The sequence below is a fragment of the Ectopseudomonas alcaliphila genome (genome assembly GCF_900101755.1).
GTDB lineage: Bacteria > Pseudomonadota > Gammaproteobacteria > Pseudomonadales > Pseudomonadaceae > Aquipseudomonas > Aquipseudomonas alcaliphila.
On record NZ_FNAE01000005.1, the window covers coordinates 248,009 to 263,527 of the forward strand.

A 15,519-nucleotide genomic window follows, 5' to 3' on the forward strand; every position below is an offset into this window, starting at 1 on the left:
GCGTGACGGACGTCAATCGCCGTGAAAGGCATATTCCGGCTTTTTCGGTACGTATGGACGAAAGAACGCCAGCATGGCGGCCAGATCGGCTTGCTCGTCACCTGTCGGCTGGAAGGTCGGACCGATAACCACCCGCCGATTCTGATAATCCAGCGCGCCCAGCACTATGGGTACGCCCGCGCCCAGTGCGATATGGTAGAAGCCCATCTTCCAGCGTTCGACCTTCTTGCGCGTGCCTTCGGGCGACAGCACCAGAATGAACTCGCCATGCTCGCGAAAGGCCTGAATGGCCTGTTCGACGGTGTTCAACTGGCGATCCCGACGAATCGGGATACCGCCCCAGCTGCGCATCAGGCCTCCGAAGGGCCAGCGAAAGATGCTGTGCTTACCGAACCAGCGAGCGTTGAGACGTAGCACGAACTTCAGCGCAATGAAGATCACAAAGTCCCAATTGGACGTGTGGTGGGCGCCGATGGCGACGAACTTGTCGAGCCTGGGCAACTGGCCCTCGATACGCCAGCCCATGAGTTTCAGCACGCTGCGCCCCAGCCATTGGACCGCAGGATTGGGCGGCAAGTAATTACCGGACATCGGTCAACCTCGGTGTTTCTTGTTTTTATGCCGTAGGGCGGGTGAAACCCGCCATTTGCATACCGGCGGGTTTCACCCGCCCTAGGTCTCGCCCATCCGGCGGATCGTCATCAGCTCAACGCTGGCACTTGGGACAGTAGACACTCGCGCGCTGGCCCAGCTTGACCTCACGCAGCGTAGTGCCGCAGACCTTGCAGAACTCGCCGCCGCGCCCGTAGGCGAACAGCTCCTGCTGGAAGTAGCCGGGCTGACCATCGCCGCCGACGAAATCGCGCAGCGTGGTGCCACCACGCTCGATGGCATGAGCCAGGATGCGCTTGATCTCCTCGGCCAGGCGCAGGTAACGCGCCCGCGAAATCGCGCCTGCTTCGCGGCGCGGGTCGATACCGGCGGCGAACAGCGCTTCGGTGGCGTAGATGTTGCCGACGCCGACGACCACGGCGTTGTCCATGATGAAGGGCTTGACCGCCATGCTGCGCCCGCGCGACATCTGGAACAGACGCTCACCATCGAACAGTCCACCCAGTGGCTCAGGACCGAGCTTGCTGAGCAGTTCGTGGCGCAGCGGGTCTTCGCTCCACAGCAGCGCGCCGAAACGCCGAGGATCGGTGTAACGCAGTGCCAGGCCGGACTCCAGTTCGATATCCACATGCTCATGCTTGGCTGCGGCCAGGCCGCACTCGACCAGGCGTAGGCTGCCGGACATGCCCAGATGGCCGATCAGACTGCCGACTTCGGCCTTGATCAACAGGTACTTGGCACGGCGCTCGACACACTCGATACGCTGGCCGGACAGGCGCACGTCCAGGTCCTCGGGAATGGGCCAGCGCAGACGGCGCTCACGCACGATCACGCGGCTGACGCGCTGCCCCTCGAGATAGGGGGCGATCCCGCGGCGGGTAGTTTCGACTTCGGGTAATTCAGGCATGGCAATAAGACAGGAAAACGGCGGTGCGCCACCTTAGCAGGAGCCGCGCGGCGAGCGGTAGGGTAAGCCGCTTACCCGATCACCTGCACGGCGGCGCAACCGCATGAAGACTCAGAGCACAGCCAGGTCACGGATGCTTTCGCGCAGGTTCTCGAAGTCGTACTCCGACAACCCCAGATACTCGAGAATCGGCTGCGCGATGTGCTGCCACTCCATGTCGATGGCCTGCCCGCCCTGCACGCGATGCGTCTCGCAGATATGCTCGGCCATCTTGAGAATGCCCAGCAGCGTCTTCAACTGAGCGTCACGCCCCGAGTCATCGCTGAAGATCGACAAGGCGTTGTGATGGTTGGCAATGACCTCGCAGAGATGCTCCGGCAGACGCCAGGAACGCGCGGTGAAATAGCCGACCACGGCATGATTGGTGGTCAGCAGACGGTTCTCGGTGTCGACCACCCGGCGTTCTTCATTGGCACTGGCGTAGGCCTCCTCCAGCACCTGCATGTAGTTAGGGAAGCGCTTGAGCATCAGCGGAATGCCGCAGTCGTGGAACAGTCCCAGACTGTAGGCTTCGTCGGGCGAGTGATAACCGAGGCGCTTGGCCAGGGTCAGACAGGTCATCGCCACATCCTGGGCACTGTCCCAGAAGCGGTTGAGCACCAGGATCGCTTCGTCGGTCAGCTCGCCTTTGATCGACTGAGCATTGATCAGGTTGATCACCGTGTTGCAGCCCATCAGATTGACCGCCTGCTGGATCGAAGCGATGCGGTTGGCCAGACCGAAGTGCGGTGAGTTGACGATTTTCAGCAGCGCGCCGGACAGCCCTGGGTCCTGGCTGATCAGCTTGGCGATGCTGCGCAGATCGGGGCTGGGCATGATCTGCTCCATCTGCAGATCGACCATGATCTGCGGTTGCGGCGGTACGCTGATCCCCTGCAGGACTTGCTGGATCTGTTCGGCGGTAAGTTCGTAGGTCATGAAGGAGGGATCGTGCAGGGTGAGAAGTAGCGCACAGTCTAGCCAAAGCACAGGCAAGCCCGCAGTCGACTTTTGTAACCGCCGGCCCGGCGTGCAAACCGCTATAATCCCGCTCTTTTCCCCGCGGAGCCCGAACTCATGTCTTCCCTGCCCAGTCTGCGCCTGAAAGCCAACGCCGACCGACGCCTGCGCGCCGGCCACCTGTGGGTGTACAGCAACGAGATCGATGTCGCCGCCACCCCGTTGCATGGTTTTGTCGCCGGTGACCAGGCCGTTCTAGAAGCGGCCGGCGGCAAGCCGCTGGGCATCGTCGCCATGAGTCCGAACAACCTGATCTGCGCGCGCCTGCTGTCGCGCGACGTCAAGCACGTGCTGGACAAATCCCTGCTGGTGCACCGCCTCAACGTCTGCCTGTCGCTGCGCGAGCGTCTGTTCGACAAGCCCTGCTACCGCCTGGTGTACGGCGACTCCGACCTGCTGCCGGGGCTGGTGGTCGACCGCTTCTTCGACATTCTGGTGGTGCAACTGGCATCGGCCACCATGGAGGCGCACAAGGACGACGTGCTCGCCGCCCTGATCCAGGTGTGCAAACCCAGCGGCATCCTGTTCAAGAACGACTCCAGCGCGCGCGACGCCGAAGGCCTCCAGCGCTATGTGGCGACCGCCTACGGCGAGGTGCCGGAGTGGGTAGCGCTGGAAGAGAACGGCGTGAAATTCGAGGCCCCGGTGATCGAAGGCCAGAAGACCGGCTGGTTCTATGACCACCGCATGAACCGCGCACGCCTGGCGCCCTACGTCAAAGGCAAGCGCGTGCTCGACCTGTTCAGCTATATCGGCGGCTGGGGTGTGCAGGCCGCGGCCTTCGGCGCCAGCGAAGTGTTCTGCGTGGACGCCTCCGGTTTCGCCCTCGACGGCGTGGAACGCAACGCCACGCTCAACGGTTTCGCCGAAAAGGTCACTTGCGTCGAAGGTGACGTGTTCGCCGCCCTGCGCGAACTCAAATCCGCCGAAGAACGCTTCGACGTGGTGATCGCCGACCCACCCGCCTTCATCAAGCGCAAGAAGGACATCAAGAACGGCGAGGCGGCCTATCGGCGACTCAATGAAACCGCCATGCGCCTGCTGAACAAGGACGGCATCCTGGTCAGCGCCAGTTGCTCCATGCACCTGGAGGAAGACAACCTGCAGAACATCCTGCTGACCAGCGCCCGTCATCTGGATCGCAACATTCAACTGCTCGAGCGCGGCGCCCAGGGCCCGGATCACCCAGTGCACCCGGCGATCAACGAGACCCGCTACATCAAGAGCCTGACCGTGCGCCTGCTGCCCAACAGTTGAGCAACCTGCACCTGCCGAGTGCGTTTCGGCAGGTGCCTCTTCCTTCTCTGGCTGTTACCTCCCCCCACACCTGCCTCGCATCTCGCCCAGCATCGACTAGGCTTGAGCCTGCATAGCAGAGCGCTATCAGCGATTCAGTCGTCATCTGGCTTGCTTATTGCTTTTGGCTATCGACATAACGAACGTCTCCCACGAAGGGGGCGAATCGACTCAGAAGTTGGAGGCTTGGCCACGAGCTGACTCCATATTGCGGATAGCGGGGAGGACTATGACTGCGCAAGCTGGGAACGACGCGTTCCTGCGATTCACCAACGTCAAGAAGACCTACGATCACAAGACCCTGGTGGTCAAGGACTTCAACCTCAACGTGGCCAAGGGCGAATTCATCACCCTGCTCGGCCCCTCCGGTTCAGGCAAGACCACCTGCCTGATGATGCTCGCCGGCTTCGAAGACGTGACCAGCGGCGAGATCCTGATCAACGGCCGCAACGTCACCAGCATCGCCCCCTACGCCCGCAACATCGGCATGGTCTTCCAGCAGTACGCGCTGTTCCCGCATATGACCATCCGCGAGAACCTGGCCTACCCGCTGAAGATTCGCAAATTGCCCAAGGACGAGATTCGCGCCAAGGTCGAGGACTACCTCGCCCTGGTCGAACTGCAGGCCTTTGGCGGACGCTACCCCGGCCAGCTCTCCGGCGGCCAGCGCCAGCGCGTGGCCCTGGCCCGAGCGCTGATCTTCGCTCCGGACATCGTACTGATGGACGAGCCGCTCGGCGCCTTGGACAAGAAGCTGCGTGAGCAAATGCAGTTCGAGATCAAGCGCCTGCACGAGCAGCTCGGCTTCACCGTGATCTACGTGACCCACGACCAGACCGAAGCGCTGACCATGAGCGACCGCATCGCCGTGTTCAACAACGGCGTGGTGCAGCAATGCGCGGCGCCGCACGTGCTCTACGAACGCCCGGCCAACATGTTCGTCGCCGACTTCATCGGCGAGAGCAACAAGCTGCCCGGCGTGATCGAGGCGGTCGAGGCTGATCGCGTCCAGGTGCGTCTCGACGATGGCGGCCTGGTCAGCACACTGAAGGCCAACTGCACTGAAGTCGGCCAAGCCACCACGGTGTCGGTACGCCCGGAGAAGCTCAACTTCACCGCCCGACTCGGCGCCAGCAGCAACCAGGTCAAGGCCCGCTTCGTCACCCGCCACTACGTCGGCGAATACATCCGCTACCACTTCGAGACCGCCAGCGGCAGCGAGTTGGTGGTGAAGAATCTGAACGACAGTTCAGCCCCGCAACTCAGCGCTCAGGAAGAGATCGCCCTCGCCTGGCTGCCGGAAGACAGCCAGGCCCTGGACCGATCGGAAGTGCCGAAGACGCTCTGACCCCACAACTAGTAGAAGCAAATGGAGCACAGCAATGGCTAGATCACTGACTACCAGCTTTTCCACCTTCGCCCTGGTGGCGGCATTGGGACTCACAGCGGGCAACGCCACGGCCCAGGACAGCCTCACCGTGGTGTCCTGGGGCGGTGCCTATGGCGCGGCGCAAAAGAAACACGTCATCGATCCGTACCAGTCAGAGTCCGGGGTCAAGGTGCTATTCGAGGATTACTCGGGCGGCGTCGCCGAAATCAAGGCCCAGGTCGAGTCCGGCAACATTCAGTGGGACGTGGTCGACTTCGAAGTGATCGACCTCGAGCGCGCCTGCTCCGAAGGCCTGCTGGAAACCCTCGACCACAGCGTGCTGCCGGCCGGCATCGATGGCACCCCGGCCGCTCAGGACTTCATTCCCGAAGCACTGGCCAGCGAGTGCGCAGTGGGCAACATCGTCTGGTCCGTAGTGTTCGCCTACAACCAGAACACCATCGGCGGCACCAAGGCAGCCAGCATTGGCGACTTCTTCGACACCAGCAAGATTCCGGGCAAGCGCGCCATGCGCAAGCGCCCGCAGGTGAACATGGAATGGGCACTGATGGCCGACGGCGTCGCGCCTGAGGAAGTCTATGAAGTGCTGGCCACCCCGGAAGGCCAGCAACGCGCCTTCGACAAGCTGGCCAGCATCAAGAAGGACATCGTCTGGTTCGACTCCTGGTCGCAAGCGCCGCAATTGCTCAATGACGGCGGCGCGGTACTGGTGCAATCGGCTAACGGCCGCTTCTACGACGCCATCGTGCAGGAGAAGAAACCCTTCGAGATCGTATGGGACGGCCACGTCTACGACCTCGACGCCTGGGCCATCGTCAAGGGCACCAAGAAGAAGGACCTGGCCATGGAGTTCATCAAGTACGCCACCGGCTCCAAGCCCCTGGCTGGCATGCCGGACGTGGCCTACGGCCCGACCCGCAAGTCGTCCATGCCACTGGCCGACCAGAGTGCGACGCCGCACCTGCCGACCGCTCACCTGGACAAGGGCATCCAGGCCGGCTCCGAGTTCTGGGCTGACTATGGCGAGTCGCTGGGTGAGAAATTCAACGAGTGGCTGTTGAAGTAAGCACCACCCCCTCCCCACGGGCCACCTGTGTGAGGCGCTTCAGCGGCGACGGTCGCGGCTGAAGCCCCTCCCACGGGTACCGAGGTCCAACGGAGGAGGGACTGATCCCGGAGTAATGTCTTGACCTCTCTCACCACCAGCGAAGCCGGCCAAGCCGCCAGCGCCCGTCGCAAGAAACGCCTCGCCGCCTTTCTCTTCGTGGTGCCGCTGCTGCTGTTCATCATCGTCACCTTCGTCGCCCCGATTGGCAGCATGCTGTGGCGCAGCGTGCATCACCCGACCGTGGCCGAGCTGATTCCCCTGACCCTGGCCGAACTCGAGCGCTGGGACGATCACAAGCAATTGCCCGACGAACGCACGCTGAGCGTATTCGTCGACGAACTGCACGCCCTCGACAAACAGCGCCTGTCCGGCAAGCTGTCCGAGGAGTTCAACCGCGCCTTCACCGGCATGTCCAGCGTGGTCAAATCCACCGCGCGGCGCATCGGCCGGATGGATGCCGAAACGCTGCCGTCCGAGGGGGTCGAAGCCCTGCTCGCCAGCCACCGCAACTGGAGCAGACCGGAGCTGTGGTATGCCATCGAGCGCGCCGGCAAGGTCTACACCTACGATTACTACCTGACTGCCCTGGACCTGGAGATGCACCCCGACGATGGCATCCAGGTGCGCCAGGACACGCAGATCTATCTACAGTTGTACTCCAAGACCCTGAACATGGCGCTGGTCATCACCCTGCTCTGCGCCCTGCTCGGCTACCCGCTGGCCTACTACCTCGCCGGCCTGCCGTCGAACCGCGCCAATCTGCTGCTGGTGCTGGTGTTGCTGCCGTTCTGGACCTCGCTGCTGGTGCGCACCACCTCATGGATCGCGTTGCTGCAGACCAACGGCGTGATCAATTCCACCCTCATGGGCATCGGTCTGATCAGTCAGCCCTTCGAGATGCTCTACACCTCGTTCGCCACTGTCGTAGCGATGACCCACATCCTGCTGCCATTCATGATCCTGCCGCTGTACAGCGTGATGCGCGGCATCGACCCCAGCTACATGCGCGCAGCGCTCAGCCTCGGCGACAAACCGATCCCGGCGTTCGCCCGCATCTACTTCCCGATGACGTTGCCCGGGCTCAGCGCCGGGGCGCTGCTGGTGTTCATCATCTCCGTGGGTTACTACATCACCCCGGCGCTGGTCGGTGGTACCGACGGGCAGATGATCAGCAACATCATCGCTTTCCACATGCAGCGCTCGAACAACTGGGAGCTGGCCGCCGCGCTGGGCTCGCTGCTGCTCGGGCTGATCCTGTTGCTGTACTGGGTGTACGACCGCTTCGTCGGCGCCAGCAATATCAAGTTGGGATGAATATGTCCGCATCAGCATCGCAGCATAACGGCGTAGCCCGGATGCAATCCGGGAAACCCGCCACCTTTCCTTCCCCGGACTGCGTCCGGGCTACAGGCGGCAGCCGCCGTCCCCTCGATCCGGGCTCGGCGCTATGAAGATCCCCGCCTACTACGGTTTCTGGCACCACCTCGGCAGCTGGCTGCTCAAGGTCAGCTCCTGGCTGGTGCTGCTGTTCCTGATCCTGCCGATCCTGGTGATCGTGCCGCTGTCGTTCAACGCCGAGCCGTTCTTCAGCTTCACCGAGGGCATGCTCACGCTGGACCCCGAGGCCTACTCGCTGCGCTGGTACCGGGAGATCTTCAACGATCCGAAGTGGATACTGGCGATCAAGAACAGCTTCTTCATCGGCATCCTTTCCACCATTCTTGCCACCGTGCTGGGCACTTGCGCCGCCGTGGGCCTGGCACGCGACGAGATGCCGTTTCGCCGCTTCATCACCGCCCTGCTGCTGTCGCCGATGATCGTGCCGCTGATCATCACCGCGGCCGGCATGTTCTTCTTCTACTCCAACCTCGGCCTGGCCGGCGGCTACCTGGGTGTGATCCTGGCCCACGCGGCGCTTGGCACGCCCTTCGTCATCATCACCGTCACCGCCACGCTCACCGGCTTCGACTACAGCCTGGCACGCGCGGCACTGAATCTCGGCGCCACGCCAATACGCGTGTTCTTCGATGTGATCATGCCGCTTATCCGCCCAGGGGTGATTTCCGGCGCGCTGTTCGCCTTCATCACCTCGTTCGATGAGGTGGTGGTCATCCTGTTCATGGCCGGCCCGCAGCAACGCACCATCCCACGGCAGATGTTCTCGGGCCTGCGCGAGCAGATCAACCCGAGCATCCTGGCCATCGCCACCCTGCTGATCCTGGTGTCCATCGCGCTTTTGGTAACCATCGAACTGCTGCGGCGTCGCGCCGAGCGGTTGCGCGGCATCGAAATTCCGCATTAGAAGCCCGCCCCGCAGGGGCGGTGCATGACGCAGAACGCGTCACGCTGTTCGTCTAAAGTGCATCGCCGGTATCATCGGGCAACGGCCCGCCCCGCCTATCCACCAGCTTCGAGCGCGATACGCCCTGACCATGGATGCAGATCCGATACATACCCGAGACCTACATGAGCAGCGCCTGGCGGAGCAGGAGCGCGCCTTGCTGTTCACCGAAGCGCATGCCGGGTCGCGCAAGCCCCATGAACGTGACAACCCGCCGCCACGGGTATTGGAGGATCGGCGTATCCTGCTCGCCATCCGCTACATCGAGGCGCATCTGGAACGACCGCTGTCCCTCGATCGCCTGGCTTCCCGCGCCCACCTCAGCACCTTCCACTTTCAGCGCCGCTTCCGCGAGGTGATGGGAGAGACCCCGAGCGAATACATTCGCCGTACACGCCTCGACCGCGCCGCCATTCATCTACTGATCTACCCGGAACCGGTGCTCTCCATCGCCTTCTCGGTAGGCTACGCCAGCCATGAAGCCTTCATTCGCGCCTTTCACCGGCAGTTCGGCCTGACACCGACCCAGTACCGGCAGTTCGCCCGCCAGGCCAGTATTCCCACTACCGAGCAGGAGCATCGACGAGCGCAAGCGGTACAAGTCGTCAGCCTGCACGATCGCCCCCTCGTCGCCATGCGCTTCTATGGCAGCTACGCGTGCGTCGCCGAGAACTGGCAACGCTTCGCCGAAGAGTTGCAGCGGATCGGTTACCCGTTGGAGCAGGCCCAGGCCATCGGCGTGATTACCGACAACCCTGAAATCACGCCCAACGAACTGGTGCGTTATGACTGCGCGGTGCCCGATCTCGGTCATCCCATCGGGCGGTCGCCTCTGAGCCGCCTCACCCTGCCAGGTGGGCGCTATGCCTGCCTGGAACATGACGCCCCCTACAGCGAAGTGTTCGCCGCTTACAGAGCGCTGGCCACGGCCTGGCCACAACGCTCTGGCGAGCGCTTCGTACCTCAGGGCGGCTACGAGCTCTATCGCGAGCCGCCATGGCAAGGCGACGGCTCCAGACAATGGCTGGATATCGCCCTGGGTCTGGAGAGTTGAGACGCAAGAGCGCAAGAACTATCAAGCCGAAGTGGCCACGCCCTTCCTAAGCTACGCCCTTGTTTTCGACACGCACCAGACAACCCGTCTCGGAGACCGCGTGCAACAGATGGAAGCTGACCACCATGCGTCTCGCCACGAGCCTGCTGTCCGTTGCACTGGTGCCGACCATCGGTTTTCTGCCTGCGCTGGCGCAAGCCGCCATCGTCCCGGACGCAGGCCAGGTTCAGCAGAGCCTCGAGCAGGCGCACCTGCAACTGCCAGAAAGGCAGCGTCTCGAACTCAACCTGCCCGACGCTCCAGTCGACCCCGCCGCCGAATCCGGCCCGCGTCTGTTGGTCAAGGGCTTCGTCTTCGATGGCAACCACGCCCTGACCAGCCCCGAGTTGCTCGAACTGCTCGCCGACCTTCCCGAGCGAGAGCTGACGATCGGCCAATTGCAGGCCGCCGCCAATCGCATCACCCGCGTCTACCGTGAGCGCGGTTACCCGCTGGCACGCGCCTATCTGCCTGCCCAGGAGATCGATGGCGGCATGGTCACAATCGCCGTGCTCGAAGGCCGCTACGGCCAGGTGCAGATCGACGATCAGGCCGGACTGAGTGGCAGCGCCCTCGCCCCCCTGGCGGCGCTGCAAGCCGGCGATGCGGTGCAGGCCAGGCCGCTCGAACGCAGCCTGTTGCTGCTGCAGGACACTCCCGGCGTCGAGGTGAAGTCCACCCTGCGCCCCGGTACCAGCACCGGCAGCACCGACCTGCTGGTGAATATCGAGCGCGCACCGCTGTTGTCCGGCTCCATCGACGCCGACAACTACGGCAATCGCTTCACCGGTCAGTACCGCCTCGGCGGCACCCTCAACCTCAACAGCCCGCTGGGGCTGGGTGACCGCCTGACCCTCCGCGCCATGGGCTCGGACGAAGAACAGAACTACGGTCGCATCGCCTATCAGCTGCCTGTCGGCCCCTGGTCAACTCAGCTCGGCGTGGCCTATTCGGATATGGACTATCAGCTGGCCAAGGACTTCGAAGACCTTGACGCCCATGGCAATGCGCGCATCGCCAGCGTCTTCGCCCTGCAACCGCTGGTGCGCTCGCGGGACTTCAGCCTCTATGCTCAGGTCCAGTTCGACGACAAGCGCCTGCAGGACGATATCGACCTGTTCGACCAGAAGAACGCAAAACGCTCGCGCGTGGTCATCCTGACGCTCAACGGCAACAGCCGCGACACCCTGCTCGGCGGTGGCGTCAACAGCTTCGCCCTGGCCTGGAGCCAGGGCAGCCTGAATCTCGATGACACCACTGCGCAACGCATCGACGATCTCACTGCCGGCACGGCCGGACGCTTCCACAAGCTCAACCCCAGCCTGGTACGCCTGCAGCGCCTGACCGAGCGCTTCAGCCTGTACACCCAGCTGCAAGGCCAATGGGCCGACGGCAACCTCGACAGTTCGGAAAAGCTCTACCTGGGCGGCGCCTACGGCGTGCGTGCCTATCCGCAGGGCGAAGCCTCCGGCGACCAGGGCTGGCTGGCCAATCTCGAACTGCGCTATGCGCTGACCGATACCTGGCAGCTCAGCACCTTCGTCGACCATGGCGAAGTGCGCCTGAACAAGGACACCTGGGCCTCCGGCGAGAATCATCGCAGCCTCTCCGGTGCCGGTCTGGGCGCACGCTGGGCGGCCCATGGCTGGCAGGTCAGCGCTGTGACCGCCTGGAAACTGGGCAACACCGACCCGCAGAGCGATGTCGACCGCAGCCCGCGCGTATGGGCGCAGGTGGTGCGCTTCTTCTAACGCTCAGACCCTTGATGGTTACACCGCAGGCCGAAACGCAACACTCCGCAGCCAGACGATTGATAAGGGGACATCCATGAACCGCACCTACGCTCTGATCTGGAACCACGCCCTGGGCGCCTGGGCCGTCGCCCATGAACACGCCCGCAAACGTGGCAAGGGCGCCGGTGCGGTATTGGCAGCGAGCCTCGTGCTGGCCGGCTCGGCCTTCGCCGCCGACCTGCCCACCGGCGGCCAGGTGGTCTCCGGCAGCGGCAGCATCAGTCAGCCCAACAGCCAGCAGATGATCATCGATCAGACCAGCAACAAGCTGGCCATCGACTGGCAGAGCTTCGATATCGGCAGCGGCAACAAGGTGACCTTCAACCAGCCCGGCACCGACTCGATCGCCCTCAACCGGGTACTCGGTGCAGACGGCTCGAAAATCATGGGCCAGCTCGATGCCAATGGACGGGTATTCATCATCAATCCCAACGGCGTGCTGTTCGGCGCCGGGGCGCAGGTCAATGTCGGCGGCCTGGTGGCCTCCACCCTGGATCTGTCAGTGAGCGATTTCGAAGCGGGCAACTATGCCTTCAAAGGCAACGGCAGCAACGCTTCGGTGATCAACAATGGCCGCATCAGCGCCGCCGACGGCGGCAGTGTGGCCCTGCTCGGTGGCACGGTGAGCAACAACGGCGTGATCGTTGCCAACCAGGGCACGGTGGCCCTCGCCGCCGGTAATGCGGTGACCCTGGACTTCGCCGGTGACGGACTGCTCAACGTGCAGATCGACGAGGCGGTGAAGGACGCGTTGGTGGAAAACCGTCAGTTGATCCAGGCCGATGGCGGCCACGTCATCCTTACCGCCAGCGCTGCCGATGCCCTGCTGCAGACGGTGGTCAACAACGAGGGCGTGATCCAGGCCCGCACCCTCGGCGAGAAGGAAGGCAGGATCGTCCTGCTCGGCGACTTCGACGGCGGCACTGTGCAGGTTGCCGGCACCCTGGATGCCAGCGCGCCGGATGGCGGCAATGGCGGCTTTATCGACACCAGCGGTGCACACGTCAAAGTCGCTGAAGGCTCAAAAGTCACCACCAAGGCCGCGGCCGGGCAAACGGGCACCTGGCTGATCGACCCCACCGACTTCACCGTCAGCGCCGGCGGTGCCAGCCAGACCACCAGCGGCATCGGCGCCACCACCCTCAGCGCCAACCTGCAGAACACCAGCATCACCCTGGCCACGGTGGCAGGTGGCAGCGAAAACGGCGACATCAACGTCAATGCTGCCGTCAGCTGGAGCGCGAATACCACACTGACGCTCGATGCCCATGGGCGCATAAACGTCAACAAGGACATCACCGCCAGTGGCGAAAATGCAGCGCTGGTATTGGCCTATGGCGATGGTTACAACCTGAACCAGGGCGCCCGCATCACCCTCTCGGGAGGCAATGCCGGGCTTAGTCTCGGCGGCATCGACTACACCCTGATTCGTGACCTCAGCGCCCTGCAAGGCATCTCGGGAAGCGGCCACTACGCACTCGCCATCGACCTCGATGCCAGTACGACCAACACCTGGAACGCCGGAGCCGGCTTCGCTCCTATCGATGGCTTCAACGGCACGTTTGCCGGCCTCGGGCACACCATCGACAGCCTGGTCATCAATCGCCCGAGCGAGTCGACTGTCGGTCTGTTCGGCCTGACTGCAGCCACCCTCCGCGACCTGACCCTGTCCAATGCCTCCATCACTGGTGCAGCCACGGTGGGTGGGCTGGTGGCACGGCTGAGCAGTAACGCTGCCAGCCTGACCAATACCCATGTCACCGGGCAGGTATCTGCGCAGGGCGATAGGGTCGGCGGGCTGGTGGGCTGGAGCGATCAGGGCGTCGTCAGCCAGTCTTCCTCTACAGCCACGGTCAGCGGGGCGAGCGAGGTGGGTGGTTTGATCGGCCGTAACCGTGCCGCCTCGGTCACGGACGCCTATGCAACGGGAGCGGTAACCGGTACGGGCAGTGCCATCGGTGGGCTGATCGGCAGCACCGTGCAGGGCACCACATTGACCAATGTTTACGCCAGCGGCCGAGTGACCGGCACTGGCGGTCTGGTGGGGAATGTTGATGGCGACGGCGCTACGGTCACCAACAGCTACTGGGACATGGATTCGACCGGCCAAGCAACCAGCGCTGCCGGCACTGGCATCGACTCCACCAATGCCCGCACCCAAGCCACCTATGCCGGCTTCGACTTCACCGATACCTGGGTGATGTTCGAGGACGATACACGGCCCATGCTGCGCGGCGAGTACTCGACCACCCTCTTCACGCCCCACGCCCTGCAACTGATGGCGCTGGATCTGTCGGCCGACTACCGCCTGGGCGCCGACCTGAATCTCGGGGCGGCACTTGCAGCAGACGGCAATGGCTACTACAGCGATGTCTGGGGAGCGGCAGGGTTCAAACCGGTGGGCAACGCCAGCACCCCCTTTACCGGCTCGCTGGATGGTCAAGGCCACCTGATTCGCGACCTCAGGATCAATCGCGCAACCGAAAGCGAAGTCGCATTGATCGGGCAGACAGCCGCCGGGGCGCAGATTCACGACCTGGGAATGGTGGGTGGCAGCGTTCATGGCGGGTCCAATGCTGCCAGCCTGGTAGGCATCAACTACGGCGGCATACTGAGCGACCTGCATACCAACGTCACCATCAGCTCCACTGAGCGCGGAGCGGGTGGCTTGGTGGCACGCAACCGGGACAACGGCATCATTCGCAACAGTTATGCCACTGGCGATGTCAGCGGCGCAGAGAATGTCGTCGGTGGACTGACCGGTGAAAACTGGGGCCTGGTGGAAAATTCCTATGCCACGGGCAACGTCACCGGAGTCGTATTTACCGGCGGCCTCGTAGGGACCAACACCGGCACCATCCGCAACGTCTATGCCACCGGCCAGGTGCAGGGCACACAGTATGTAGGCGGCCTGGCCGGTTATTCCGGCGGCTTGATCGAATACACCTACGCCACCGGCGGCGTGAGCGGGGTAACGTCCGTAGGGGGGTTGGTAGGCGATATATCAACCGGACGCGTAGCGGACTCGTTCTGGAATACCGACACCTTCACCGGCCCCGGCGCAGGCACCATTGGTGGATCTGCGACCGTGGAGAATCTACGCGGCCTGGACAGCACGGCGTTACGCGACGCCTCCAACTATGCCACCTGGAACCTGGCTACCAGCGGCGGCAGCAATGCAGTGTGGAGGATCTATGAGGGGCAAACTGCACCGCTGCTGCGCAGCTTCATGCAGAGCGTGACCGTCACAGCAACGGGCATCGGCAATAAAACCTACGATGGCCAGAACAGCGGCACCAGCGGCTATACAACGGATCTTGGCACTACCCTGGATGATGACCTGCTGCTTGGTAGCCTGACCTACTCCAGCGCCTCGCAGAACGCTGGCAGCTACAGCACCACCGATGGTGGTCTCAGCCTGGGCGGGCTGTATTCGGGTCAGCAGGGCTACGACATCAGCTACGCCGATACCACCCTGACCATCGACAAGGCCGCACTCACCGTCACCGCCAACGACGCCAGCAAGACCTACGATGGCCTGGCCTTCACTGGCGGCAATGGCGTCAGCTACAGCGGCTTCGTCAATGGCGAGGATGTCGGTGTGCTCGGCGGCACGCTGGTCTACGGTGGCAGCGCACAGGGCGCGGTCAATACCGGCAGTTACGCTATCAGCAGCCATGGCCTGACCTCTGGTAACTACGCCATCACCTTCGTAGACGGCACACTGACCATCAGCGGCCAACCCCAGGCCCAGCCGAGCAACCCGGCTGCAGAAGTACCTCAGGCCTACTCCAGCATTCTCGCCAGCTTGCAGCACAACATCGGTGACGATAACGCCCAGCCACCAAGCTTCGACTCCGGCGATCTCTACCGTATCGCGGATAGTGGCATCCGCTTGCCAGAAGGATTGGAATAACTGA

Annotated in this window: 11 protein-coding genes; 8 read left to right on the plus strand and 3 right to left on the minus strand. The window is 63.3% G+C overall.

What is annotated here, in order from left to right:
- Positions 1-12: 12 nt before the first annotated feature.
- From BLR77_RS17330 to BLR77_RS17340, 3 genes are all read right to left on the minus strand, one after another.
- Positions 13-591, minus strand: a complete 579-nt coding sequence (locus BLR77_RS17330) for a lysophospholipid acyltransferase family protein (protein ID WP_074680056.1) — start codon at positions 589-591, stop codon at positions 13-15.
- Positions 592-706: 115 nt separating this feature from the next.
- Positions 707-1,519 carry a bifunctional DNA-formamidopyrimidine glycosylase/DNA-(apurinic or apyrimidinic site) lyase gene (mutM, locus tag BLR77_RS17335; protein ID WP_074680059.1) on the minus strand — a complete coding sequence of 271 codons (813 nt, stop codon included), beginning with the start codon at positions 1,517-1,519 and terminating at the stop codon, positions 707-709.
- Positions 1,520-1,630: 111 nt separating this feature from the next.
- Entirely contained in the window at positions 1,631-2,497 is an 867-nt protein-coding gene (locus BLR77_RS17340) for an HDOD domain-containing protein (RefSeq protein ID WP_074680062.1), read from the minus strand.
- Between the two features lie 138 nt (positions 2,498-2,635).
- On the opposite strand from BLR77_RS17340, the gene BLR77_RS17345 reads away from it, so the two are divergent.
- From BLR77_RS17345 to BLR77_RS17380, 8 genes are all read left to right on the plus strand, one after another.
- Entirely contained in the window at positions 2,636-3,835 is a 1,200-nt protein-coding gene (locus BLR77_RS17345) for a class I SAM-dependent rRNA methyltransferase (protein WP_074680064.1), read from the plus strand.
- Positions 3,836-4,103: 268 nt separating this feature from the next.
- Positions 4,104-5,222 (plus strand): ABC transporter ATP-binding protein, encoded by a 1,119-nt coding sequence (locus tag BLR77_RS17350; protein ID WP_074680067.1) that lies wholly within the window; start codon positions 4,104-4,106, stop codon positions 5,220-5,222.
- Positions 5,223-5,256: 34 nt separating this feature from the next.
- On the plus strand, positions 5,257-6,330 hold the full coding sequence (locus BLR77_RS17355) for an ABC transporter substrate-binding protein (RefSeq protein ID WP_074680070.1): 1,074 nt from the start codon (positions 5,257-5,259) through the stop codon (positions 6,328-6,330).
- A gap of 120 nt (positions 6,331-6,450) precedes the next feature.
- Positions 6,451-7,686, plus strand: coding sequence for an ABC transporter permease (locus BLR77_RS17360; RefSeq protein ID WP_074680073.1), 1,236 nt, complete (start codon positions 6,451-6,453; stop codon positions 7,684-7,686).
- 133 nt (positions 7,687-7,819) lie between these two features.
- Complete coding sequence (locus BLR77_RS17365; RefSeq protein WP_074680075.1) at positions 7,820-8,674, plus strand: ABC transporter permease; 855 nt, start codon at positions 7,820-7,822, stop codon at positions 8,672-8,674.
- Between the two features lie 196 nt (positions 8,675-8,870).
- Positions 8,871-9,767 carry an AraC family transcriptional regulator gene (locus BLR77_RS17370; RefSeq protein ID WP_238380588.1) on the plus strand — a complete coding sequence of 299 codons (897 nt, stop codon included), beginning with the start codon at positions 8,871-8,873 and terminating at the stop codon, positions 9,765-9,767.
- A 125-nt stretch (positions 9,768-9,892) separates the two neighbouring features.
- Positions 9,893-11,557 carry a ShlB/FhaC/HecB family hemolysin secretion/activation protein gene (locus BLR77_RS17375; protein WP_074680082.1) on the plus strand — a complete coding sequence of 555 codons (1,665 nt, stop codon included), beginning with the start codon at positions 9,893-9,895 and terminating at the stop codon, positions 11,555-11,557.
- A gap of 76 nt (positions 11,558-11,633) precedes the next feature.
- The gene (locus tag BLR77_RS17380) at positions 11,634-15,515 is read left to right on the plus strand and encodes a two-partner secretion domain-containing protein (RefSeq protein WP_074680085.1); all 3,882 of its coding nucleotides are present in this window, start codon (positions 11,634-11,636) and stop codon (positions 15,513-15,515) included.
- Positions 15,516-15,519 lie beyond the last annotated feature (4 nt).